Annotated in this window: 18 protein-coding genes and 1 riboswitch; of the genes, 15 read left to right on the plus strand and 3 right to left on the minus strand. The window is 68.1% G+C overall.

The annotated features are described in order from the left end of the window. Positions 1 to 615: 615 nt before the first annotated feature. Complete coding sequence (locus ACQPXM_RS14665; protein WP_432948782.1) at positions 616 to 1,491, minus strand: aldo/keto reductase; 876 nt, start codon at positions 1,489 to 1,491, stop codon at positions 616 to 618. A gap of 796 nt (positions 1,492 to 2,287) precedes the next feature. Between ACQPXM_RS14665 and ACQPXM_RS14670 the strand changes: the two genes are divergently transcribed. Genes ACQPXM_RS14670 through ACQPXM_RS14700 form a run of 7 tightly spaced genes read left to right on the plus strand, consistent with a single transcriptional unit; the run spans position 2,288 to position 11,200 of the window. Beyond that, positions 2,288 to 3,187: a conjugal transfer protein gene (locus ACQPXM_RS14670; protein WP_432948784.1), complete on the plus strand. Its 900-nt coding sequence runs from the start codon at positions 2,288 to 2,290 to the stop codon at positions 3,185 to 3,187. 49 nt (positions 3,188 to 3,236) lie between these two features. Then, a complete protein-coding gene (locus tag ACQPXM_RS14675; RefSeq protein WP_077013250.1) occupies positions 3,237 to 3,524 on the plus strand; it encodes a hypothetical protein in 288 nt (95 codons plus the stop codon). Then, the gene (locus ACQPXM_RS14680; RefSeq protein ID WP_432948786.1) at positions 3,525 to 4,100 is read left to right on the plus strand and encodes a hypothetical protein; all 576 of its coding nucleotides are present in this window, start codon (positions 3,525 to 3,527) and stop codon (positions 4,098 to 4,100) included. After that, positions 4,100 to 7,090 carry an ATP-binding protein gene (locus tag ACQPXM_RS14685; protein WP_432948787.1) on the plus strand — a complete coding sequence of 997 codons (2,991 nt, stop codon included), beginning with the start codon at positions 4,100 to 4,102 and terminating at the stop codon, positions 7,088 to 7,090. The genes ACQPXM_RS14680 and ACQPXM_RS14685 overlap by 1 nt, the downstream gene beginning before the upstream one ends. Beyond that, on the plus strand, positions 7,087 to 9,123 hold the full coding sequence (locus ACQPXM_RS14690) for a type IV secretion system protein (protein ID WP_432948789.1): 2,037 nt from the start codon (positions 7,087 to 7,089) through the stop codon (positions 9,121 to 9,123). Before ACQPXM_RS14685 ends, ACQPXM_RS14690 begins: the two co-directional genes overlap by 4 nt. A gap of 7 nt (positions 9,124 to 9,130) precedes the next feature. Beyond that, a complete protein-coding gene (locus tag ACQPXM_RS14695) occupies positions 9,131 to 10,033 on the plus strand; it encodes a hypothetical protein (RefSeq protein WP_432948791.1) in 903 nt (300 codons plus the stop codon). A gap of 18 nt (positions 10,034 to 10,051) precedes the next feature. Continuing rightward, positions 10,052 to 11,200, plus strand: coding sequence for a hypothetical protein (locus ACQPXM_RS14700; protein WP_432948793.1), 1,149 nt, complete (start codon positions 10,052 to 10,054; stop codon positions 11,198 to 11,200). A 119-nt stretch (positions 11,201 to 11,319) separates the two neighbouring features. On the opposite strand, the gene ACQPXM_RS14705 is transcribed toward ACQPXM_RS14700, so the two are convergent. Continuing rightward, positions 11,320 to 11,460 carry a hypothetical protein gene (locus ACQPXM_RS14705; RefSeq protein ID WP_432948795.1) on the minus strand — a complete coding sequence of 47 codons (141 nt, stop codon included), beginning with the start codon at positions 11,458 to 11,460 and terminating at the stop codon, positions 11,320 to 11,322. Here ACQPXM_RS14705 and ACQPXM_RS14710 point away from each other — a divergent pair. Then, entirely contained in the window at positions 11,453 to 12,268 is an 816-nt protein-coding gene (locus ACQPXM_RS14710; protein ID WP_432948797.1) for a hypothetical protein, read from the plus strand. The genes ACQPXM_RS14705 and ACQPXM_RS14710 overlap by 8 nt on opposite strands. Before the next feature lie 45 nt (positions 12,269 to 12,313). On the opposite strand, the gene ACQPXM_RS14715 is transcribed toward ACQPXM_RS14710, so the two are convergent. Next, entirely contained in the window at positions 12,314 to 13,408 is a 1,095-nt protein-coding gene (locus ACQPXM_RS14715; protein WP_432948799.1) for a winged helix DNA-binding domain-containing protein, read from the minus strand. Positions 13,409 to 13,601: 193 nt separating this feature from the next. On the opposite strand from ACQPXM_RS14715, the gene ACQPXM_RS14720 reads away from it, so the two are divergent. From ACQPXM_RS14720 to ACQPXM_RS14750, 7 genes are all read left to right on the plus strand, one after another. Next, positions 13,602 to 15,086 carry a M36 family metallopeptidase gene (locus tag ACQPXM_RS14720; protein WP_432948801.1) on the plus strand — a complete coding sequence of 495 codons (1,485 nt, stop codon included), beginning with the start codon at positions 13,602 to 13,604 and terminating at the stop codon, positions 15,084 to 15,086. Between the two features lie 51 nt (positions 15,087 to 15,137). After that, positions 15,138 to 16,055: an oxidoreductase gene (locus ACQPXM_RS14725; RefSeq protein WP_432948803.1), complete on the plus strand. Its 918-nt coding sequence runs from the start codon at positions 15,138 to 15,140 to the stop codon at positions 16,053 to 16,055. A gap of 134 nt (positions 16,056 to 16,189) precedes the next feature. Beyond that, positions 16,190 to 17,272 carry a lactonase family protein gene (locus ACQPXM_RS14730; RefSeq protein WP_432948805.1) on the plus strand — a complete coding sequence of 361 codons (1,083 nt, stop codon included), beginning with the start codon at positions 16,190 to 16,192 and terminating at the stop codon, positions 17,270 to 17,272. Between the two features lie 86 nt (positions 17,273 to 17,358). After that, positions 17,359 to 19,839: a LamG-like jellyroll fold domain-containing protein gene (locus tag ACQPXM_RS14735; protein ID WP_432948807.1), complete on the plus strand. Its 2,481-nt coding sequence runs from the start codon at positions 17,359 to 17,361 to the stop codon at positions 19,837 to 19,839. Positions 19,840 to 20,326: 487 nt separating this feature from the next. Next, positions 20,327 to 21,199 carry an aldo/keto reductase gene (locus ACQPXM_RS14740; RefSeq protein WP_432948808.1) on the plus strand — a complete coding sequence of 291 codons (873 nt, stop codon included), beginning with the start codon at positions 20,327 to 20,329 and terminating at the stop codon, positions 21,197 to 21,199. Between the two features lie 356 nt (positions 21,200 to 21,555). Further along, positions 21,556 to 23,826, plus strand: coding sequence for a right-handed parallel beta-helix repeat-containing protein (locus ACQPXM_RS14745; RefSeq protein ID WP_432948810.1), 2,271 nt, complete (start codon positions 21,556 to 21,558; stop codon positions 23,824 to 23,826). A gap of 11 nt (positions 23,827 to 23,837) precedes the next feature. Next, positions 23,838 to 23,906, plus strand: a riboswitch (guanidine-III (ykkC-III) riboswitch). A gap of 20 nt (positions 23,907 to 23,926) precedes the next feature. Next, entirely contained in the window at positions 23,927 to 24,187 is a 261-nt protein-coding gene (locus ACQPXM_RS14750) for a CBU_0592 family membrane protein (protein WP_432948812.1), read from the plus strand. Positions 24,188 to 24,204 lie beyond the last annotated feature (17 nt).

Below are 24,204 nucleotides of genomic sequence, written 5' to 3' on the forward strand. Positions count from 1 at the left end.
CACGCCGAGCTGGTCCGGCGTACGCGAGCCGGTGCGCCACACGCCGAGCCGGCCTAGGAGGAATCGGCCCTGCATTCGCCGAGCCGGCCCCCGCATACACCGAGCCCCGCCTGGCATACGCCGCGCCCGCCCGGGTACGCGCCCAGCCGACCCGGTGCACGAGGCACTGGCCCCGCATTCGCCGATCCGGCTCCCGGCGTACACCGAGTCGTCCCGGGCATGCGCCGAGCTGACCCCACCGCACGACGAGTCGGCCCGCGCATAGGCCGAGCCCGCCGGTACGCGCCGAGCCCGCCCAGGTACGCGCCGAGCCCGGCATACGCCGAGCCCGCCCGGTACGCGCCGAGCCGACCCGGCGTACGAGGAACTGGCCCACCATTCGCCGAGCCGACCGCGGCGTATACCGAGTTGGCCTCGACGCACGCCGAGCTGCCGTGCGCACGACGAGTCAGTCCACCCGCACCGCCGACCTGACCAAACAAACAGTTGCCTCAACCGAACAACTGATGAACGCCCGCCGAGACACTTCACGGACCCGCCGGACCGCCGGGCAGACTGGCAAACCCGGTGATCCGCCCTCCCCGCGCTGCCGGGCAGGTGCTCAACTGAGCCGGATCAGATCGGGATGTCGATGAACGGAGAGGTGTAGTCGTGGACCTCGTCGAGAATCGCCGCGGCCGCTTCCGGTGTCAGATCGGCCCGCTCCTTCTCGGCGATCACCATCTGCCGCAGCAGCCGGGTCTCTCCGGCGGTCGCGAGTCCGGTGATCTCCGGGTGCCCGTTCAGCAGCCACGCCGTCGCCGCCGTGATGTACCGCTGGTCGTCGAACGGCCGGTACCAGGTGTCGTACGCCTTCTCCTCGCCCTCCTGCCAATTCCGCCGCGCGATCATCTTGATCGTCATCAGCGCCGCGTCCGACGCCTTGACCGCTTCGACCAGCGCCGCGTAGTCGTCGGCGTACTTCGGATCGGTCGAGAGCCGGTAGTTCAGCGGCGTCAGCACCGAGTCGAAGTCGAACCGCCGCAGCCCCTCGCGGTGCACCGCCGGCGCCTGGTCGGTGTGGCCGGTGATCCCGATCGCACCGACCATGCCTTCCTCCTTGGCCCGGACGGCGGCCTCCAGCGACCCGCCCTTGCCGGTGACGAGGTCGAGATTTTCCAGGTCGCAGACCGCGTGCATCTGGATCAGATCGATCCGGTCGGTCTGCAGTCGCTCGAGCGAACGATTGATTTCCGACCACGCTTCGTCATAGGTACGCCGTCCGGTTTTGGTCGCGAGAAAGATCCGGTCCCGGATTTCGCCCATCCGCGGACCCAGCCGCAGCTCGGCGTCGCCGTAGTCCGCGGCCACGTCGAAGTGGTTGATGCCCGCGTCGAGGGCCTCCTGGATCGACGCGTCGGCGGTGTCCTGATCGACCCCACCCAGCGCCGCGGCGCCGTAGATCAGTACCGAACTGCGGTGCTCCAGCCGTCCCAGCCGTCGAGTCTCCATGCCAGTCCTTCCGCCACGATGTCCGAGTGCTGTCCCGGGGGTCAGCAAAGTCACCAAGAACCTATTACTTTGGCCCCGCGGCACGACAGAGTTTTCCACAGGCTGGTCACCGGATCGGTTACACTGAGTGATCAGTTGAACCCGGTCTCTACCATGTCCTTCGCACGGATTTTCGAACCTGTCCGCGGCGTGTGGCATGGTTTGCGCTGCCCGACCGAGCCGGTCGGGCATGAGAGAGGAGCTATGGCGACGGTACCGAAGGTGTCACGCTTCCCATGGATGTGTGCATCTGCCCCCGAGTGGGGTAACAGTATGGCTGCGGGGAGCGATGGAGCATCCGGATCCTGGTCTCAGGACTCCCGGAGGGCAGTTGCTTGCCGTATCCTCCCGGCTACTGTCCGCATAACTGCTGTCTGAGGGGCGGGGAGAGATGAGTTGGTGGCGAACGTTGCTGAATCTGCCGCCAAAAGGTGAGCACTGGTCGGACCAGCGGCGGACGAAGAAGCAGGGCAAGACACGCCCGCAGAACACCGCACCGGAGTGGTGGCAGCACCCCGACGGCCCGGTGTTGCCCACCCCTCGCCAGTCCCAGGGCGTTTCGGCGCAGTACAGCGCACCGCCTCCGGCGACGGGCGGGGTGATGGCGCCTCCGCGCCGGCCTCAGCCGCCCACGGACCCCCGGACGGCGTCCAATCCGCCGCAGCATGCCGCCGCCCCCGGGCAGCGGCCCCCTGAACGCCTTCGGCAGCGGTCTCCGCACGGCACCCACGCGGCACCCCAGCCGCCACGTGGACCGGTGGAGCCCGGACCGACCCCCTGGGCGACCGAGCCGGAGTCGTCGTTCTCGACCTGGGCCCGGCGGTTCTTCCGTGGTCTGGTCGTCGCAGTGCTGCTCTTGGCCGCGATCAGCGGCGTCCGCTCCTGGATCCGGCCCACCACCGGTGCCAACAGCGGCGTCGTGACCAACCAGACGGGCTTCCCGACCGACGAGGCCCGCGCCGTCGCGACCCGGTACGCCGTGTCCTACCTCAACTGGGACGAAGGCAACCCGGACACCCGTCCGGCCCAGGTCGGCGTCGACCTGGCCGCCGGGCTCGACGCCCGCGCCGGCTGGAACGGGCGCGGCAAGCAGACCGCCAACACGGCGTACCCGGGTGAGGTGAAGGTCGACCCGAGCGGCGTCACCGCCGTGGTCGACGTACGGGTGCAGGTGCGCCCGTTCACCAAGCAGGGGCGCAACTGGGTCGGCGGTGCGTACATGTGGCAACGCGTCTCCGTACCGGTCGCGCGCGCGTCGTCCCGGGTCGTCGCCAGCGGCCCGCCGACGTTCGTCGCGGACGAGCGAGCCGCTCTGCCCGACAACATGCCGGAGGCCGGCGTACCGGACGACGACCTGACCGCGGCCACGGCAAAGGACGCCGAGGCGTTCTTCAGCGCGTACGCCGAGTCCGACGCGAAGGTCGAGGCGGTCGCCGCTCCCGGCGCGGCGATCCGGAGCCTGAACGGGGCGGTGAAGCTCGGCGAGCTGAAGGACTGGCAGGTCTTCACCGGAGACGAGAACGAGCGCCGGGCGACCGGCTCCGTGACCTGGGACGGTACGGGGGACACCACCCTCGACCAGACCTACACGCTCACGCTGCGGCGCACGGTCGCCGCGGACGGAGCACAACGATGGCAAGTGGCTGCCGTCGGATGACCACAGCTGACTGCCGTCGGACCACCAGTACACCTTGGGAGACACCGCAATGATGACGACTCAACTGGTAGCCAGCGTGGTGGAACTCGCCGCGCCGCTGGCCGACCCCAACGTGCCGACCGGCGCGGACTTCAAGGACTGGGTTCTGGTCATCGCGGGGAACATCTTCATCGCCATCCTCGTGCTGCGCGCCATCGGGCACTACTTCAAGCGCGAGTGGGGCGAGCTGTTCGGCCACATCGCGGCCGGTGTTCTGGTCGGGGGGCTGATCTACGCCAACAACCAGACCATCAACGTGCTCAAGGGCTTTTGGGGACTGCTCTCCGGGGGTAGCTGAATGCGCGTCGGCCGGACCCTGACCCACCACTTCGAGATCGAGACCCGGCAGTACGACCTGCTCGGCATCGACCTCGGCGAAGGCGCCCGTCGGCGGATGATCATCTTCGGTGCGGTGATCATCTTGTTGTGGATCGCCTTGCTCGTGCCGATCATCGGCGTCCCGAAAAAACCGACCGTCAGCCTGTACGTCGTACCGCCGTTCGTGATCACCGCGTTCGGCTGGCGCGCGGGCAAGCACCACGAACGCCGCCGCCGCGTGACCGAGTGGGCGCTGGCCGTCCGCTACGCGTTGCGTTCACACCGCCCGATCATCGGTCTCGGCGCCCGGGCCGCCGACAAGACGGAGTATCTGCCGTGGCGTGAGCGCGTCGCGACCCAGAAGATGGCCGGCCTGGCCAAGGCCAGGGTGACCCCGGAGTGGGATCGCGAGGTCGTGGAGGAGCTCGACCCCCAGGTCCGCGCCGGTGCGGACATCACGGTGAACCAGCGGGCTCGCCTTCTGGGGTCGGACTACGTGCAAAGGGTCAGTCGCAGGACGTCGGGGCTCAGCCGACGGGACAACGAGGGGCACTGATGAAGATCGCTGACAAGCTCCTGAACCTGGTCGGCGTCGGCCGCGAACGCGGTCTGCCGCCGCCACGCCTGGTCGCCATCGCCGACGGCCTGCTGGTGACCGAACGCAGCGCCGAGGCGTGGTTCCTGATCTCGGTCGCCAACACCGACCTGGCCACCGAGGGCGAGCAGGACGCCGCCCTCGACGCCGCGGTGAGCGCGGCCGCGACGATCCTCGGCGACCGGCTCAGCCACCTCAAGGTGGTCTGGGGCCGCTCCACCGGGCAGGATTACCTGGACAGCATCGCCGGCCACTACCGGCTCGGCGACCACGAGGCCTGGGCGCAGACCCGCGCCGACCGGATCGACGAGATGCGGATGCCCGAGCGGTACGTCGCGCTCGGCGTCCACCTGAGCGACCGGGACCCCCGGGCGACCGCGCAGGTCCGCGGCTCGATCAGCGACGCCCTCGGTACGACGTCCTGGCGGGTCAGCGCCCGCGAGCTGGCCCACCTCGACGAGCGGGTCCGCAAGCTCGCCCGGCAGCTCGGCTCGACGGTCTGGCGGGCGCACACCGCGCCGGCCGAGGTGATCTCCTGGCTGATCAGCCGGGAGATGCACCGTGGCGCCGTCGCCGCTCCCCGCGCTGGTCTGATCACCGGAGCCTCGCTGGCCCGCCTCACGGCCGGACGAGTCGTTCCGTACACCGACCACCTGCGCATCTACGACGCCCGCGGCCAGATCGCGGCGTACACGACCGTGCTCGCGATGACCGACTTCCCCGAGGAGCTCGAAACCCCGGGCGCGGGGGAGTGGCTGCGCACGCTGTCGGAGATCAAGGCGATCGACGACGACGGCGACGAGATCGACGTCACCGTCGAGGCGTCGGTCCGGTTCCGCGTCCTGACCAAGAAGACCGCGCGGCACCTGGTCGACGAGACCCGCAAGTCGGCCAAGGAGCAGCGTCGTTCGGCCGCGAAGGGCACCGCCGAGGAGACCGCGGACGAGATCGTCGAGACCGAGCGCATCATGCGCGAGGTCAAGCGCGACATCAACCGCAGCGGTCTGACCCTCGTCGAGGACCATCCGCGTCTGCTGGTCAGCGCGGACACCCGTGAAGACCTCGAGGCGTACGTCGACGCCGTCATCGCGCACTACGCCGACCGCGGCATCACCGTCGCGGCCGGTGCCGACGAGCAGCGCGACCTGTGGCTGGAGTCGCTGCCTGGCGATCAGCTCCGGGTGCCCGACCTCGGCCACGTCCGGGAGTCGACCGCGTTCTTCGGATCCTGGTTCTGGGGCGGTGCGTCGATCGGCGACGCGACCGGCCCTGCGATCGGATACCTCACCGGCTCCACGCCCGGCCTGGTCCGCTTCGACGCGGCCGCCGGTTCGGCGCTCGGCGACGCGACGACGACGCTCTTCCTCGGCCGGTCCGGTCGAGGCAAGACGACGGCCGCCATGCTCGGCGGTCTCGACTCGGCGTTCGCCGGAGCGTGGGTGCCGCTGCTCGACCTGAAGGGCGACGCCGCCGGGGTATCCGCGGTCGCCGCCGAGTACGGCGTACCGACTGCTGTCATCGAGATCACCGCCCAGTTCTCCGGTGCCGCGGACCTGCTCCGCGTGCTGCCGGCCGACGACGCCCTGCTGCAGGCGCCGTCCCAGCTGATGCTCCTGCTGCCGCCACACCTTCGTGGCGCGGCGGAAGCGCCCGTGATGGCCGCGACGCGCGCCGAGATCCAGTCACCGGATCCTTCGTCGTGGGGCGTCATCCAGCGCCTGTGCGCGTCGGAGTCCGAGACCACCCGCACGGTCGGTTTCGCCCTGCGCGACCTGGTCGAAACGGGCCTCGGCTCGGTCGTCGCCGGCCCGCCGTCCGGCCTGTCGTCCCTCACCACCAACCCAGGCCTCTGGGTAGTCCAGATGCCCGGCCTGACCCTGCCGTCGCCGGAGTCCGCGCCCGAGTCGTGGTCCCCGATCGAACGCGTCGGCATGGCCTGCCTACGCGGCTGCCTGGCCTGGATGGTCCGTACGACGGGCCGTCGCGAGTTCCGCGGCCGCTCCAAGGTCGTCATCGTGCCCGAGGTCCACCTGCTCACCAAGACCCCCGACGGCGCCAGCTTCCTGGACTACATCGCCCGAGTCGGCCGCGCCCTCGGCGCGTCCCTGGTCCTGGACACCCAAGACCCGGCCTCGATCCTGAAGCTGCCCGGCCTCGTCGAGCAGATCACCACGCTGTTCGCCTTCTCCCTGCGCTCCCGCGAACAGGTCGACTCGTTGCTGGAGCTGCTGGGCCGCCCGCAGACCGCGCCGTACCAGACGCTCGTCCGAGGCATCAACACCGCCGCCAACGGCAAGTCCATCCGCCACGGCCACTGCATCATGCGCGACCGCTGGGACGAGGTGGCCACCGTCCAGATCGACATCCCCAGCCAGCGCGTCGCCGACCTGCTCCGCACCACCCCGGAGTCCGAGCACGCCCTCGAACCCACCCAGCCCATCCCGATCGTCCCCGAGGACATCGACCCCTTCGCCGACGACGAGGAAGAAGACGACGCCCTCCTCCCCGAACCGGCGTCCACCGCCCACGCCCAGGCCGAAGCCCACACCACGGCCGACCCGGAGCCCGTCGTCCAGGACACCCCGGCCCCCGCGGCCGCCGAGCCCCCAGCACCGGCAGCCCCAACGACCACCCCCGCCCCCGCGACCGCCACCCCAGCAGCCGCAACCTCCCCCAACGGAGCCACGCAACCCCCGACGGCCCCCACAGCAACACCCACCCCCAACGGCACCCCGGTCCCCACCGCCCACCCCCCAGTGGCCCAACAAGCCGGCACCGCCCCCGCCCCACCCTCCCCGAACGGCAACGGCCACACCCCCCACCCCACCCGCCACGAGTCGCCCATCGGCCCCGACGAGGTCTACGACCAAGAAGCCGACGACCCCGGCTATAACAAGGCCATGTACACCCCGGACGACCCCCAACCGGCCAAGAAAGAGCACGTCGGATGACATGGCCGCGCCGCCTCCGAACGGCGCTCACCGTCCTCGCCGTCTCCTTCATCGTCACCGCCCAACTGGCGATGGCCGCCGACCCGGACAACGGCCCGACGAACCCGACCGGGTTTGGTGACCTCCTTCCGACCCCCGACCTCACCCACGGCGACACTCGTACCCTCTTCGAGCAGTACAGCCCGACGGTGTACGGCCTGGATTTCGAGACGAACTTCCGGGATCCGGTGGAAGCGGTCTTCAACGGCTACGCCCACATGGTGATGCTGTACATCGTCGCCATCACTCGTGCCGCGATCTCGGTCGGTTGGTGGTTGTTCTCGTTCACCGACCTCAAGCCCTTGACCGAGACGGCGTCCACGGCCATTGGCTCTGTCAACACCGAGTTGGTGGGCTGGTTGTTGCCTTCGGCCCTGGCCTTCGGTGCCATCGCCGCGTACGCCGCGCGGCGGGCAAGCGGTAGCGCGATGGGACAACTGGTGTGGGTCTTCGCCGCAGGCTTGCTCGCCACCAGTTTCGCCGTCGCCCCGTCGACTTGGCTGTCCGGCGTCGACGGCGCTCGTCAGATCGGTTCTGATGCGGTGGTCGGTACCTCGAACGAGGTTCTTGGCGATACCGTCAAGGTGCCGATCCCGATGCCGGAGCCGAGTTTCTCCGGAACCGCCAGGGACAACCTTCTACGCAAGTCCGGGGATGCGACGTGGCGAGCGTTTGCCGCGACGCCCTGGTGCGTCGCGGAATTCGGATCGTTGGCGGCATGTCAGCGCTACGGCAAAGCAATCCTTGACAAAGGAACCGATGGCGACGCTCGGCGGAAGTACATCGACACAGAGGTCAGCAACGCGGAGGGCGGTGGTAACGCCGCGACCGTGCAGTGGGCCAAGGGCGACAATCCGTTCGGCCGCGTCGGTGTTCTGACGCTCGGTGCGATCGCCGCGACACTGTTCGCCTTCCTGACGATCTCCTTGGCGTTCACGGCTTTGATGGCATTCGTCGGTTGCATGCTGCTGCTCGTGGTCGGGGTGCTGTTCGCTTGCCTGTGGGCAATCCCCGGACGGACCAGGCAGTGGGGCATGAACTGGTTCGAAGCGCTTCTCGGCCTGATCCTGCAGTCGATTCTTGCGCTGCTGGTTTTCTCCACGACTCTGGCGTTTGTCACCGCGGTGTTCAGCCTGACCGACACTTTGGGTTGGCTTCCTGTCAGCGGCCTCGCGATCGCGGTACTGATCGCCGGGTTCCGGTTGCGCAGGCTCTTCGAGAGCATGAGTTCGATGATGCGCCCCGGAACCGGGAGTCTCCTCATGGGTGGCCTCGCGCGACGTGGAGCGATGACAGCGGTTCGGCGCGTGATGGGCGCAGTCGGGAGCCGGGCGGCCAGCCCGACCATCGGCGACCGCCCTGGGAGCAGGAGTGGTGCCGGTGAGGCAGCGACGCAGCGCGCAACGTCCGTGCGGGTCTTCCGCCAAGCGCCGGCCGTGGGAGCTGGGACGGCCATGGCAGCTGGGGCTGCCGGTGGAATGCTCGCGCGCCAGCAGCCGGCGCACGAACTCGGCGGAGCTCAGCAACGACGGGCCATCGGTTCATCGGTCAGTCCGACCGGCTCAGGCCCTGGAAGTCGACAAGAAGGCCTGCTGGCGCGCCTGAGGGACCAGCCACGCATGGTTCAGGGCACAACGATCTCGGCATCACCCGCCCCTGGTGAGGCTTCACAGTCCGGCCGTCGCCGAGCAATCACGGTCGGCCTCGCGTCGACATCAGGTGCCAGCGCCTCGGCTGTGTCCGCGAAGAGTGGCGGGGCCAGTACGCCGTCGGACACCAGACGTCCCAAGCACGCTCGGGAAACGCGGAACGCTCCAGTGTCGTCGAGCCGGTTCGAGCCCCGCGTTCACAGCCACTCCGCGAGTCTTCGCGACGGCCCGCCCAAGGCTGTGCGCGAGCGTCGTCGTCCGGCCACCGGAGGGCAGCGTCGATTCCGCGAGTACTCGAGTGTGACCAAGGACGGCGTGACCGTCATGGTGCCGACGCGTAGGTGATCGGCAGATGAGGAAGCGGGATCGGAACCGGGCGGCCACCGGTAACAACCCTGACGACGTCGACGGCTCGGCATCCGCCCAGGACAGGAGGTTGCGGCCCGAGCAGCCGTCGAACTGGCGCGATGTGATGAGTTCTGACTACTCCTACCCGGAAGAGATCGATGATCTCGGTCGGCGCGAGCGTCGTCACGCCAAGCGTTCGTGGCGCCGCGACGACCACGCTCAACGGATCGCGTGGCTTCGCGAACAGCGCCAGGCCGAACCCACCAGTCCCATCACGGTGATCGTTGCTGTGGTGATCCTCGCGATCGTCGTTCTCGGTCTCGGGGGTGGCCTGCCCCGGTTACTGGGCCGCGATGAACCGTCGGGAAAGGACGTCGGGTTGCTGACACCATCGGCGCCGGTACCCCAGCCGACTTCGGCCGGCAGTTCGGCACAGACCTCGCCATCCGACACGTTGACACCGAGTTCATCGATTACGACCCCGCCGGTGCTGACCGAACGCCCGTCCGCCCTGGCCACGGCCGCAGCTGTCGATGTCGCGAGCCAGTGGGCGCGAACCTTCTACACCCGGGACCCGTCGGCTGAAAGCTACGCCGACCTGGTTGCCAAGACAGGGCCGTTCATCACCGATGAGGTCGGGGAAAGCCTGACGGCCGCAGGTGATTCCACCTACGAAGCCCTGAAAGCCGACGGCGGCAAATCACGGGTCGCGTCCGTCACGGTTGGTGCGCCGAGGCCCGAGTCGGCACCAGTCGACACTCCTACACGCATCAGCCGCCTGCTCACCATCACGATCGACGTCACCGGCAAGCGTCCCAACCGAATCGTGCTGCCTTTGGTCGTCACGCTCGTTCCGGAGGGTTCTGTTTGGGTTGTCAGCGATCTGAACGGGGGAGCAGGACCATGACGAGGATGGTGAGCTGACGTGTTCGACGAGCGGCAGCAGAGTGGCGTTTTCGGCGCTGTCCTCGGACAGTCCATGGTGCTGAAGGCCGTTGGGGTCATGGCAGCGGTAGGACTGATGGGTTTGGTGCTGATCGTGCCCTTCGGTGCTGGGAACAACAACTTCGCTGCGGGCTGCCCCGTCGGTGATGGGGCCCGAGTGGACGATCCGCCCGCCGACGCCTCGACGAGGGCACGGCAAGTGGGCTTCGCGAAAATCATCGACTCGGTCGCGGTCGCTCGCGGCCTGCCCGGTCGTGCCACCCTCGTGGCGCTGATGACGGCGTTGCAAGAGTCGCAACTCGAGAACATCAACTACGGCGACCGGGACTCTGTCGGGCTCTTCCAGCAACGTCCGTCCGCAGGGTGGGGTACCGTCCAGCAGATCCTCGATCCGCGATACGCAGCCGAGGCCTTCTTCGGCGGTGTGAACCCGCCAAGTCCTCCAGGACTGGTCGACATCGACGGATGGCCGTCCATGTCGTACACCGAGGCAGCGCAAGCGGTCCAGGTATCCGCCTTCCCCAACGCGTATGCCAGGCATGAACGCACTGCGCAGCAAATCGCCGCGGAGGCCGGGATCGACCTCCAGCGGGCGGGCGACCCGTACGCCGGCCGAGCTGGCACCAAGCCGACCGAGCAGGCTACGGCGGGGCAAGAGGTGCTCGACGAGTGTGACGATGGTCAAGGACTCATCGGGGGTCGGCCCGTCAATGGCGTCTGGCCACAGCAGCGACCGACCGTCACGGACCCGACGGGCACCGGGGGCATGGTCACCCCACGAACGGCAGCATGGGTTGCCCAAGCACGAGCCGCGCTCGCCAGCCCGCCGATGAGTTGCTGGGATCGCCATGCCTGGAACCCAACCAGTGATCATCCGCAGGGCAAGGCCTGCGACATCTTCGTGGGCGGAGACGCACGGCGGGCGCCACAGGCGCGGGCGAAGGGCGACAAGATCGCCAACTGGACGATCACAACAGCGGGGACGACCGGCGTTCGCTATCTGATCTGGTATGGAAAGATCTGGAGTGCGCGAACTGGTCAGTGGAAGGTCTACAACGGCGGCGGTGTCTACGATCCGAACAATGCAACTGGTGGGCACTACGATCATGTTCACGTGTCGCTCTACTGATGGCGGGAGCGCCGCATGAGCAGTCCTGACAGTCCGGAAAACCCTCGCGAACCGGGCGCGTCAGAATCAGGTCCTGGCGGTCGCCCCCCGCAAAGACCAGGACCAGATCCGGCGCGGCCTCAGTTGCCATCGGGCGGGTCGGGCGAGATCAACCGTGCCGTTCCGCCGTCGTCCGGGTCCCAGAATCCTGGTGGCTCGGGCTTGTTGGCCGCCGAGATCCTGAGCGCTGTGCTCTGGGCGGGTGCCAGCTTCGTGATCATCTACTGGATCTGCCAGGCGTTCGATCTGTACGAAGGTACCTGGGTTCTGATCTCCCTGTGGGTTCTGTCCGGAGCGATCGTCGTCTGGCAAGGGTTCGACGGTCTTGTGGCCCGCTACCTGCTCGGTCTGAGGCAACCGACAATGGTCGAGGTCCAACGACTCGCCCCGAGCTGGATGACTGTGGCCAGCCGGGCGGGGGTCGACCCACATCGATACACGATCTGGATCGAGGCGGGAGAGAACGCAACCGGATCAGGCGCCGGCGGATACACCGTGACCGTCACCGGCTGGGCTCTTTACACCTTGCCGCCCAGTCACCTCGAAGCGGTGCTGGCGCAGGATCTCGCGACGCACCTTCGAGGTCGGACGTGGCTGAGCCGACTCGCACTCTGGTACTCGGTGCCCACTCGAATCGTGGCTCTCGTGGTCAGATTGCTGCTGAGATTGAGCCGCACCGTTCCAGCGGTCGGGTGCACGATCGTCGGATTCTTGATGATCTCGTACTTCGGCTTCATCCTCGCGTCGCTGATCTTCTATGACAGCCTCCTGGTTCCGCTGCTGTTCCTGTCGCCGTTGTTTGCGCCGTTGCTCTTCATCGGTGCCGGCAAACTCGTCGAGAGGATGGCGGACCGCGCCGCAGTCGACCTCGGATACGGACGTCGTCTGTTGGAGGTCTTCTACGGGTGGCAGGCACAGCACCAGGAGACCGCGCGCCGCATCGGCCTCACCCAACCCGACTGGATGAACGGGCAGCCTTCGGTGGCAGAGCGCATCAGAGCGATTGAGGTCTACCTTTCGCCTCGCTGACCAGGTGGGCGTCGCAGCGCTGTTCTGCCCTGTCGAACCTTGCCGTTAGGCAATGAACTCGATCTCCTGAACTGCGTCCTTCGCCGAGAAGTCGAGCAGTTTGGATGCTTCTTCTTCGATTGATTGCACAACCGATTTCGTCAGCTTCGCAATCGGTTCCACTTCCAACCTCGCTGCTCCCTTGGGCCGCCGCACCTGCTTCCACATCGCCACCACGCGTCCGTCGTACAGGACCGCGCCTCGGGTGAGCACTTCCGTGAGGGTCAGGTGTTCGCGAGTGCTGTCGGCGATGAAGCGGGTGCGGTCGGCGTGGGAGAGGAGGACGTTGTCGTATTCGGGGAGGAAGCGAACCGGGACGGGGAGGTCCTCCTCGGGGAGCGAAATGGTGGGGAGGTCGTAGAGGGTGCGGCCGTTGGGGGCGACGTACTTGCGGAGGTCGAGGCGGTCGAAGACCTCGGTCAGGTGGGTTAGGCCGGACCAGGTCTGGGCGTCGGCTGGGGAGGCAGGGCCGTAGGCGGCTAGGTAGCGGAGGACGAGGGCGTCGATCGACGGGTGGGGGTCGATGGGGGAGTCGAGCCAGAGGTCTGCCGTGGTGAGGGTGGGGTTGCCGCCTTTGCCCCAGATGCCTCGGGGTGGGATTTGGATGGTGGGGAGGAGGCAGCGGACGGCGTGGGCCAGGGAGGCCGGGTCTCGGTCGGGGAAGAGCGGGCCGAGGTGCTCGCGGAGTTGGGCGCCCGTGGCGGGGGACTCCTTGAGGCGGGTGAGGCCGGCGTCGAGGACTGCGTCCATGTCGACGCCTGTCAGGTGCCGGCCGTAGGCCTGGTTCTGGTAGACCTCGCGTTCCAGGCGGGGCTGGACCAACGCTCGCAGGGCGAGGAAGTCGCGGCTCGAAGTCATGTGGATGGTTGCTCGCATCATCGAGCCGCGGACGGCCTGGCGGGATTCGAGCAGGTGGCTCAGCTCGGTGGGGGCGAAGTCGGTGAGGCGGGTCCACAGGCCGACGTACGGCGCTAGCGGGCTTTGGGCCTGCATGCCGACGAGGTGTTCGATCGCGTCCAGCGCGGAGGCGGTGTGGCGTTCGTTGAGCCACTGGCGGTGCAGGGTCGCGCGGTTGAGGGCTCGCAGGGTCAACGTCCGCATGGCCGGTCCGCTCGTCGGTTCGAGATCAACGGTAGGAGGAGTAGCGGTCAGGTTCTGGCCGTTACGGGCGGACCATGATTTCCCTTGCGGATCGGCAAGTAGTGCGGGTTTTGCTTCCCAGCGAGGGGGTTTGCGAACTAGGGTCGCGACGGATCGTAGTCGTGTCACCACGTATGTCCACCAGGGAGGGAAGATGACCAAGCGCGTGCATCGCCGGAAGGCGGTCGCGGCTCTGACGGCGGGATTCGCTGCCGTCACACTCGGGATGTCGTTCACCAGCGCCGCGGGGGCAGCGCCGGACGCCGGCAGCGCGGATGCCGTACCGGCGAACCTGAAGCTGATCCGGACCAAGACGTCGCTGCTCGGCAAGCACCTGTGGTACCAGCAGACCTTCAAGGGACTGCCGGTGGTGAACGGGTACTACGCGAAGCACCTGGACAAGTCGGGCAAAGTGCTGCAGGTCTCCGACGGGCGCGACGCCGTACCGGAGTCGCTGGACGTCACGGTGAAGGTGCCGGCGGCAACGGCCACGAAGTCGGCGAACACGTTGGTGAGCGCGCGGGCGGCGCGGAACCGGATCGCCGCGCCGAACAAGAGCGTCACCCCGACCCCGTCCGCCACCGAAGGAGCCGCGCAGCTGGCTGTTGTCGGTGGACCCCACGCGCGCCTGGTCTGGAACGTCACCTCCCGGTCGACCGAGGGCGTCACCCGTTCGCTCGTCGACGCGAAGAACGGTGTCGTGGTCGACTCCAAGGTGATCAGCCACAACGTCGACGGCAAGGGTTCGGTGTTCGATCCCAACCCGGTGGTCAGCCAGAAGAACGAGAACCTGACCGACCAGGACGACAGGAACCAGAACGAGCTGTTCGTCGCGCAGAAGAACGTGATCCTGCGCAATCTGGACGGTTCCGGCAATCTCAACGGCCCCTACGTCAACATCAAGGAGGCCAAGGGCGGCGTCGCGCAGAGCAAGAACAACACGTTCGTCTATCAGCGCGCGAACGACAAGTTCGAGCAGGTGATGGCCTACTACCAGGTCAACCAGACCCAGGAGTACATCCACTCGCTCGGCTTCACCGAGGTGAACAACGAGTCGCAGGACTTCGCGATCAACACCTTCGACGGTGACAACAGCTTCTACGACCCGAGCGTCGACATGATCACGATGGGCGAGGGTGGCGTCGACGACGCCGAGGACGCCGAGGTGATCTGGCACGAGTACGGCCACGCGATCCAGGACGACATCGTGCCGGGCTTCGGCGAATCCCTGGAGGCCGGCTCGATCGGTGAGGGCTTCGGCGACTACTGGGCCGTCAGCATGTCGATCCCGGTCAGCAAGGGCTACGACCTGCCGTGCGTGATGGACTGGGACGCCGTGTCGTACACGTCCGGGCCGAAGCACTGCCTGCGCCGGACCGACACCGGCAAGACCACCGACGACATCGTTGGTCAGGTCCACTCCGACGGCGAGATCTGGTCGAACGCGCTGTGGGACATCCACAAGGCGCTCGGCCGCAACAAGGCCAACAAGGTCATCCTGCAGGGCACGTTCTTCTACGCGCCCGACACCAGCTTCGCCGACGCGGCGCGTGTCACGGTCCAGTCGGCTCGCCTGCTGTACGGCAAGGCGGCCGCTGACCAGGTCACCGCTGCCTTCAAGGCCCGCAAGATCCTCTAGTACGACGTACGACGCGCAACCGGCTCATGCGCCCGCCGCTACTGTGGGCGCATGAGCTGGAGCACTGCGGACATCCCTGACCAGTCCGGACGCCGAGCCCTCGTCACCGGCGCGACCAGCGGGATCGGCTACGCCACCGCCCTCGAGCTGCTCAGACACAACGCCGACGTGCTGATCGCGGCCCGCAACCCCGACAAGGCAGCCCGCGCCGCAGCGGAGCTGACTGCCGCAGCCGGCAAGGCGCCGGAGGTCGTGGAGCTCGACCTAGCCGACCTCACCAGCGTGCAGCAGGCCGCGGAGCAGATCAGCAAGGCCCACGAGCGCCTCGACCTGCTGATCAACAACGCGGGCGTGATGGCGCCGCCGCACCGGCAGACCGCGGAGGGGTTCGAGCTGCAGGTCGGGACCAACCATCTGGGCCACTTCGCGCTGACCGCTCGGCTGTTGCCGCTGCTGCAGGAGGCCGACGCGCCGCGCGTGGTCACGGTCAGCTCGGTCATGCACAAAACCGTGCGCAGCATCAGCCAGGCCGACTTCCGCGTTGAGAGCGGCTACCGGAAGTGGGAGTCCTACGGAAAGTCCAAGCTCGCCAATGTGCTGTTCATGGTGGAACTGGACCGTCGAGCGCGGGCGGCTGGCTCGAAGCTGCTCAGCGCCGGCTGTCATCCCGGTTATGCCTCCACGCAGCTGCAGGCGGCCGGTCCGGAGTTGGCCGGCCGGCGCCTTCAGGCCCAGGTGTTCGGCGCCTTCACCCGCTTGGTCGCGCAGTCTGCCGCCGCTGGTGCCTGGCCCAGTCTGTACGCCGCGACGCTGCCTGGTTTGCGCCCTGGTTCGTTCGTCGGCCCGGGGTTCCTGAACTACCGCGGCGCACCGACGACGGTTCGCCCGAGCCACGCCGCGCAGGATCCGGAGCTCGCGAAACGCTTGTGGAACTGGTCGATCGAGGCCACCGGCGTCCAGATTTGGTGAACCGAACCGGAACTCAGCCGGCATTCTTCAGGCACTCTACTGGCACTTACCGTGGTTGCGTGATGACAGAGCGCTGATCACCTGCCTACCCTTCAGTGGTCCTCGTTCCGCCCCCACCGAAGAGGTTCTGGCTGATGATTACGACTCGACGTACTTTCCTCGGTCTCACCGCGGCCGTTGCCGCGTCCGGCGTCACCCCGGCGTTCGCGTCCTGCCGGGACGGCGCGACGCTCTACATCGGCACATACACCTCCGCGGGTGGGAGCGGGATCGGGTTGGCTTCGTACGACGCGGCCAGCGGCGTGATCACCTCGAACGGCGTACTGACGGGGGTCCAGGAGCCGTCATTCCTGATTCTGGCGCCGTCCGGCCGGTTCCTGTACGCCGTGAACGAGCAGACCGACGGCGGTGTGACGGCGGTCGCGGTGGATGCTCCCGGCAAGTTACGGGTCCTGAACCGTCAGTCGACCGGCGGGTCCGCGCCCTGCCATCTCGCGCTGGTTGCTGGCGGCAAGTATCTGCTGAGCGCCAACTACGGGTCGGGCGACGTCGCCGTGCATCCGGTCAAGGTCGACGGGAGGCTGGGTGCGCGGACCGACCTGGTCAAGCACGTCGGCGCTTCGCCGCACGCCCATCAAGTCGTGGAGGATCCGGCCGGCCGGTACATCCTCTCGGTCGACCTCGGAACCGACACCGTCTACACCTCCACGATCGCCCCGCCCGGCAAGCTCACCGAGGTCGCCCAGGCGAAGCTGAAACCCGGTGCCGGGCCACGCCATCTGGTCTTTCACCCGAACGGTCGGTACGTCTATGTCGCGAACGAGCTCGACAGCACCGTCGTGCCATGCGGCTATTCCGACGGGCGTCTCACTCCAGGTACGCCGCTGCCGACCGTGCCGGCCGGCTCGCCGCAGAACTATCCCGGCGAGGTGATTGTGTCGCCGGACGGCAAGTTCGTCTACGTCACCAATCGCGGGCACAACAGCATCGCGGTGTTCGCCGTTGAATCCGGGGGAGCGGTGCTGCGGCTGGTCGCGACGCCATCGTGCGGCGGGGACTGGCCGCGGCACTGTGCGATCGATCCGACCGGGAGGCTGCTGCTGGTCTCCAATCAGCGGTCGAACTCGATCACGACGTTCCACAGAAACCAACAAACCGGGACGCTGACGCCGGCCAGCAGCTTCAGCACACCGAGTCCCGTCTGCACGCTGGGGTGATGTTCGATCATGAGCGAGCCCTTGCAATCTTGTCGTGAGAGCGTTCCCATGGTGCTGTCCTTTCCCCGCCCCGGAAGGAAAGCAGCATGAAGTCACGCCTCGCCGCGGTCGCGGCCGGACTCCTGGCCGCGACCGCACTCATCGTCCCGAGTTCCCAGGCAGCGCCTCCACCCGATGCCCTTGCGTGGCAGGTCGGGACACCACCACTCAGTACGCCCTGGACCGACGACGTCTCGCCCACCAACGCACTCCCGGAGTACCCGCGACCGCAGCTGACCCGCGACCGTTGGCAGACCCTCAACGGACTGTGGGAATTCGCCGCCGCCACGCCGGGCGAAGCCCCGCCGTTCGGCCGGACGCTGGCCGAGAAGGTCCTGGTGCCCTATCCGATAGAATCGGCCCTGTCCGGAATCCAGCGGCACGAGGACCGGATGTGGTACCGCCGAACGTTCACCGTGCCGCAAGGCTGGTCGGGCCAACGCCTGCTCCTGCACTTCGGCGCGGTCGACTACGACGCGAAGGTCTGGGTGAACGGCCGGCAGGTCGCCACCCATCGCGGCGGGTACGACGGGTTCTCGGTCGACGTGACCAGCGCGTTGCACCGGACTGGTCCGCAGGAGGTGATCGTCTGGGCCGAAGACCTCACCGACGAGACCTTCCAGCCGATCGGCAAGCAGCGTGAGGTCGGCGATCACGGCATCTTCTACCAGGGCAGCTCCGGGATCTGGCGGACCGTCTGGATGGAGCCGGTCGGCCAGTCCTCCATCGAGCGGCTGCAGTTGACCCCCGACGTACCGGGTAGTGCGCTGCGGCTCGTCGCGGACACGACCGGGCCGACAGGCCTCGAGGTCGAGGTCAGCGTGTATGACGGACGCCGCAAGGTCCGCACCCAACGCGGCAGGGCCGGAGCCGAACTCCGGCTGGCGATCCCGAACCCGAAGCTGTGGTCACCCGACAACCCGTTCCTCTACACGCTCGATGTCAAGCTGATCGATCGCGGCAAGGTCGTCGACCGAGTCGGTTCGTACTCGGGCTTGCGGTCGGTCGGCAAGGTGAAGGGGGCCGACGGCAAGCTTCGGTTGGCGCTGAACGGGAAGATCCTGTTCAACCTCTCGACGCTGGACCAGGGATTCTGGCCGGACGGGCTGAACACTGCGCCAACCGACGAGGCGCTGCGGTTCGACCTCGAACAGCACAAGGAGCTCGGGTTCAACACGGTCCGCAAACACATCAAGGTGGAGCCCGATCGCTGGTACTACTGGGCCGACAAGCTCGGACTGATGGTCTGGCAGGACATGCCGTCGTCGAAGACCGACCCGATCCCGCCGGCCTGGCAGGCGCAGTACAAGGCCGAGCTGCACGAGCTGGTCGAGGAGCACAAGAGCTTCACTTCGATCACTGCGTGGGTGCCGTTCAACGAGGGCTGGGGTGAGTGGGACCTGGCCGAGACCGGGCGGATCGCCGACAGTGTCAAGGCGCAGGACCCGTCCCGGCTGGTCAACGCGCACAGCGGGATGAACTGCTGCGACTCTCTGGGCGATTCCGGGCGCGGCGACATGATCGACCATCACGCGTACCTGGGGCCGGCGACCCCCGCGCCGTCCGGTGATCGCGTCGCCGTCGATGGGGAGCACGGCGGGTTCGGGTTGAAGACGCCGGAGCACATGTGGTTCGGCGACGGGTTCGCGTACGAGATGACACCGGACTCGGCGACGCTGACCCGGCGCTACGTCGAGAACCAGCGCGACGTTCTGAGGTCGGCGAACACCTGTGGGATCAGCGGGTCGGTCTACACCCAGATCACCGATGTCGAGGGTGAGTTGAACGGCTTCTTCACCTACGACCGGCAGGTGCCGAAGATGGACTTCGCGCAGGTCCGGGCGGTGAACGAGCAGATCATCGCCGGCGCCGACGGGACCGGCACGGGTGGACCGAACCCACCACCCGGTACGCCGGGAGCTGACGGCATTCACTTCTACCCGTTGGACGGCACCGGGGAGGATGCCGTGGGGACCAACGACGCGACGCTGGTCGGGGGTGCGGTCTTTGCCCCGGGCAAGAACGGCCAGGGGGTGGCGACGAACGGCGCGGGACAGTTCGTCGATACCGGCGCGCAACTGCTCGACACCAGCGGCAACTACACCGCCACCGCATGGGTGAAGCTCAACAAGGCCGACGGTGCGTTCCAGACCGTGGTGAGTCAGGACGGCGAGCGGGACAGCGCGTTTTTCCTGCAGTACTCCGGTCAGGACCAGCGGTTCGCGATGAGCTTCCCGGGGCAGCGCGCGCTGGCGCCGACGAAGCCGAATCCGGGCCAGTGGTACCACCTGACCGGCGTACGGGATGCGGCGAAGGGGGAGTTGCGGTTGTACGTCGATGGGGCGCTGGTTGCTTCCAAGGCGGCGTGCAGCTTGGACTCGAGTTCGACCGGTCACACGGTGATCGGGCGGGGGAAGTTCGGGGGTAATCCGGTGGACTACCTGGACGGGGTGGTTGATCAGGTTCACCTGTTCGATCGGGCTCTGAATGCGACGGAGGTGAAGGCTCTGTACGACTCCGGTCGCTGATCGTCGCGCCCGGGACCCCGCGTGGGTGCGGGGTCCCGGGGTGCGGAGTCGCCCGTGTCGGGGCTGTGGTTCGGGGTGGGGAGTCGTCGCGCGCGGGGGCGGTCCGGTGTGGGAAGGCTGCGCGTGCGGGGGGCCGGGACAGGAAGTCTCCGCGTGCGGGCGCGGGTGGGGGATGAAGTTGCCCGTCTGCGGGCGGAGTGCGGAGTTGCGGAGTGCGGCGCACGCGCGGGGTCAGGGAGTCCCCACGTACGGGGGTGGTTCGGGGTGCGAGGGCTGCGGGTGTGCGCGGTGTTCGGGGTGCGAGGGCTGCGGGTGTGCGCGGTGTTCGGGGTGCGAGGGCTGCGGGTGCGCGCGGTGTACGGGGGTGCGAGGGCTGCGGGTGCGCACGGTGATCGGGGGCCGGAGGCTGCGGGTACGCGCGGTGTTCGAGGTGCGAAGTTCTCTCCGAAGGCTGATGCTGGTAGTGCCGACCAGGGAGGTGTGGCCGATGACCGCTCCCAGCCGTGTGCTTGCTTCGCGGGCCGTGACGCGGTTCCGTCCTCCGCGGTTCGGGTTGGGTGGGGCTTCGCTGGGGGAGCTGCCGGCGACCGCGGCGGGAGAGGCTTTGGCGACCGCGACGGTCGAGGCGGCCTACACGGCGGGGATTCGGTTTTTCGACAGTTCGCCGGCGTACGGGGACGGGCTGGGCGAGCGGCGGATGGGCGCTGTGCTGGCGGGACATCCGCGGGCCGGGTTCATGGTGTCGTCGAAGGTCGACGCGGGGCTGGCGGGTGATCGGTTGCGGGAGTCGGTGGAGGGCAGTCTCGAGCGGCTCGGAGTGGCTTCGGTCGACTTGATGTTCTTGCAGGATCCCGGTGGGCGAGCGATCGGCGACGCGTACGGCGTACTGGACGAGCTCCGGGAACGTGGAGTGGTCGGCGGGATCGGGGTTGCGGGACGGGAGTGGGAGGAGCTTGATCGGCTCGTTCGGGACTTCCGGGTGGATGCGGTGCTGTTGGCCGGCCAGTATTCGTTGCTGGATCGCGCTGGTGCGCCGTTGCTGGATCGCTGCCAGGCAAGGGGAGTGGCGGCGATCGTTTCCGGGGTGCTGACTCCGGAGGTGTTGCTGACGGACCAGTCCAAGCAGACGACCGAGCCGAAAACGATCTTGGCTCGGCGGATCTCCGCGGTCTGCGAGCGGTACGGCGTTTCGCTGCCGCAGGCGGCGTTGGCCTTTCCTGGTAGGCATTCCGCTGTCGCCTCGGTGCTGATCGGGGCCGCCAGTCCGGCGGAGATCCGGGCGGACGCGGCGCTCGTCCGGCAGCCGGTGCCGGAACGGTTCTGGCGCGACCCCGAGCTCGCGCGACTTCTGGACGGCTGAAGAAGCCAGCGGCAACGCGAAGCACCCGCAGCGACTCGAAGCGCCCGCGGCGAAGTGAAGCGCCCGCGGCGAGGTGAAGCGCCCGCGGCGAGGTGAAGCACGCGCGACGAGGTGAAGCACGCGCGGCGAGGTGAAGCACGCGCGGCGAGGTGAAACGCGCGCGGCGAGGTGAAGCACGCGCGACGAGGTGAAGCACGCGCGCCGACTTGAAGAACCAGCCGGCACCTGAACAACCGTGGCAACCTGAACAAACCCTGGCCAACAACATGACCGTCCGGGCAGACCCGCCCGCGAACCCTTGTCACCGCCCAAGCGCTCCGCGATTCTGGTCCCTCCGATTCCTGTGGGGGGATGTCTTGTCCAGAATCACCTCGTCCTGCCTGCGCGCCGCCGCGTTGGCCGGACTGCTCGGCGCGAGTCTCGTTGTCACCTCAGCACCGGCAACAGCCGCCACCATCACGGTCACCACCACCGCCGACGTGGTCAACGGCGGCGACGGTCTGACGTCATTGCGCGAAGCCTTCAGCACCGCCTCGGGCAACGGCGTCGACGACGTCATCACGCTCGGCGCCGGCCTGACCTACCCGCTGTCGATCTGCACCGGACCGCTCACGCACGCCGACACCCACGAGCTCGTTGTCCAAGGCAACAACTCGACCGTCGAGCAGACCTGCGACGCGACCGGCATCGTCAACAGCACCAGCCACGACGGCCGGCTCGAGCTGCAGGACCTGGCGATCGACGGCGGCCCGAACACCACCAACACCGGCCTGGAAGGCGCGGCGGTCCGCTCCGACAGCGAGCTTCGGCTCAGCAACGTCGAGGTCCGCAACGTCCTGTCGCCCGGTGGCAGCGTGGTGTGGAGCAGCTTCGATCACGGCACCACGCCGTACCGGATGGACCTGGTCGGCGGAAGCCTGCACCACAACACCGGCAGCGTGGTCAGTTGCGACAACTGCTCGCTCTCGATCAATGGCACGAGCATCGCGAACAATAACGGCTCCGGCCTCTCGCTCGTCGACGGCTACCCCGTCCTGATCGAGGGCGCGACGATCGAGAACAACACCCGCACGGGCATCACCAACACCGGCCAGGGTTTCGCCGCGAACAAGCTGACCGTCAACAACACCTCGATCCGGAACAACGGCCGCGCCGGCATCCTGTGCAGCAACTGCGGGCACCTCAGCATGTACTCGACCAGCATCGCGGACAACGGTCTGACCGCCGCCGACGCTCGCGGCGGCATCTCGTTCACCGCGTCCAAGCGCGGCAACGGCTCGCTCGGCGTCAGCGCGATCCTGTCCAGCGTCACCGGCAACAAGAGCACCCAGCCAGGCGGCGGGATTTCGCTGACGCCCGTCCTGATCGAGGATGACGGCAGCAGCCCGAGCGTCGCGCTCGACCGGGTGCTCGTCGACAACAACCAGTCGGTCGGCGGTGGCGGCGGGATCTGGCTCGGGTTCGGCCGGGTCCAGATGTACAAGGGCAGCCTGGTCGGCAACAGCACAACGGGCGGCCACGGCGGTGCGGTCGGATCGATCGACGCCACCGGGCCGTTCGACATGACCTTCGACGAGACTCCGCTCACCAACAACTCCGCGACGGCGGACGGCGGCGCGATCTACGCGAAGGAGATCGCCGCGCTGTACGTCGACCGGACCGGCCTGAGCAGCAACACCGCCGGCGGCAACGGTGGTGGCGCGAAGGTGGTCAACAGCTACTCGGTGACGCTCGACGACATGGCGGTCGACAACAACAAGGCGGCCAACGGTGCCGGTCTGGACATCGCGACCGAGAACCTCGGCGCCAACCGGGTCACGTTCGCCGGCAACGTGGCGACCGGGACCGGCGGGGGAGTCCGGCTGGTCGCCGTCGCGGCGAACCTCCTCAACAGCACCTTCAGCGGCAACACCGCCACGACCGGCGGCGGGCTCGCCGTGACGAACGGCGCGGCGGCCACACTGACCCACGTGACGATGGCGGACGACCAGGCGACGACGGGCGCGCACATCGCCGCCGTACCGGCCGCTCAGGTCAAGACCGACCGGAGCGCGATCGTGCTGCCGAAGGTCGGGGTGTCGTGTGCGGGGATCGGCGGAGCGTTCGCCGGGACGTCGCTCGGTTTCTCGGTACGGCGGGACGCCACCTGCGGCAGCGTCGCGTCCGACCTGGTGACGGCGGCCGATCCGCAGCTCGCGGCGCTGGCCGGCGGCGGCTTCGCGCGGGTTCGGGTGCCGGCGGCGACGAGCCCGCTGGGCGGGCGGGTTCCGGTCGCTAGCTGCATCGAGGAATCGGACCAGCGGATGGCGGTCCGACCGACCGGGGCGAACTGTGAGCCAGGCGCGGTGGAGATCGCCGAGACGGTGGCGGTCACTCCGGACGCGGCCTTGAAGGCGTTGATCGCCGAGGTGAAGGGGCTGCACCTGCAGGCCGGGATCGAAGCCAGCTTGGTGCTCAAGCTGGAGCTGGCCAGGGCAGCGGTGCAGAAGAACCAGAATCCGGTCGCGAAGGCGCTGTTGACGGCGTTCGTGATCGAGGTGAGGGTACTCGCCGCGAAGAAGCTCGTCCCGGCGGCGGCCGCGCAGCAGTTGGTGACGAAGGCAACGGCGATCAAGAACTCGCTGTGAGTAGGGTGGTGGGCGGGTCCGCGACCGCGGGCCCCCGGACGAGACGGCGCCGTACCCGGCCGACGCAAAGACGACGCCAGCCCCGGGAGGGGCAGCTGTCATGCATGCTGTCGACGTTCTCGAAATCGCCGGTGCGATCACGATCCTGATCGCCTTCGCCGCGTCCCAGGCCGGACGCCTGGAGCAGAAGACGCTCCGGTATCAGTTGCTCAATCTGGTCGGCTCGGCGGTGCTGGCCGTGATCGCCGGGGTCGAGCACTCGTGGGGATTCCTGCTGCTCGAAGGCACCTGGGCGCTGGTCAGCTTGGTCGGATTGATCGCGCTGCTGCGCGGCCGGCGAGTGGCCAGCACGACCAGCTGACCGCTGGATCCGGGCCG

The organism is Kribbella sp. CA-253562 (assembly GCF_050942265.1).
Lineage (GTDB): Bacteria > Actinomycetota > Actinomycetes > Propionibacteriales > Kribbellaceae > Kribbella.

Coding starts and splice junctions, on each gene's coding strand:
- ACQPXM_RS14665 (WP_432948782.1), bottom strand. CDS start 1,491: ATGGAGACTCGACGGCTGGGACGGCTGGAGCACCGCAGTTCGGTACTG.
- ACQPXM_RS14675 (WP_077013250.1), top strand. CDS start 3,237: ATGATGACGACTCAACTGGTAGCCAGCGTGGTGGAACTCGCCGCGCCG.
- ACQPXM_RS14680 (WP_432948786.1), top strand. CDS start 3,525: ATGCGCGTCGGCCGGACCCTGACCCACCACTTCGAGATCGAGACCCGG.
- ACQPXM_RS14685 (WP_432948787.1), top strand. CDS start 4,100: ATGAAGATCGCTGACAAGCTCCTGAACCTGGTCGGCGTCGGCCGCGAA.
- ACQPXM_RS14690 (WP_432948789.1), top strand. CDS start 7,087: ATGACATGGCCGCGCCGCCTCCGAACGGCGCTCACCGTCCTCGCCGTC.
- ACQPXM_RS14695 (WP_432948791.1), top strand. CDS start 9,131: ATGAGGAAGCGGGATCGGAACCGGGCGGCCACCGGTAACAACCCTGAC.
- ACQPXM_RS14705 (WP_432948795.1), bottom strand. CDS start 11,460: ATGATCACGAAGCTGGCACCCGCCCAGAGCACAGCGCTCAGGATCTCG.
- ACQPXM_RS14715 (WP_432948799.1), bottom strand. CDS start 13,408: ATGCGGACGTTGACCCTGCGAGCCCTCAACCGCGCGACCCTGCACCGC.
- ACQPXM_RS14720 (WP_432948801.1), top strand. CDS start 13,602: ATGACCAAGCGCGTGCATCGCCGGAAGGCGGTCGCGGCTCTGACGGCG.
- ACQPXM_RS14725 (WP_432948803.1), top strand. CDS start 15,138: ATGAGCTGGAGCACTGCGGACATCCCTGACCAGTCCGGACGCCGAGCC.
- ACQPXM_RS14730 (WP_432948805.1), top strand. CDS start 16,190: ATGATTACGACTCGACGTACTTTCCTCGGTCTCACCGCGGCCGTTGCC.
- ACQPXM_RS14735 (WP_432948807.1), top strand. CDS start 17,359: ATGAAGTCACGCCTCGCCGCGGTCGCGGCCGGACTCCTGGCCGCGACC.
- ACQPXM_RS14740 (WP_432948808.1), top strand. CDS start 20,327: ATGACCGCTCCCAGCCGTGTGCTTGCTTCGCGGGCCGTGACGCGGTTC.
- ACQPXM_RS14750 (WP_432948812.1), top strand. CDS start 23,927: ATGCATGCTGTCGACGTTCTCGAAATCGCCGGTGCGATCACGATCCTG.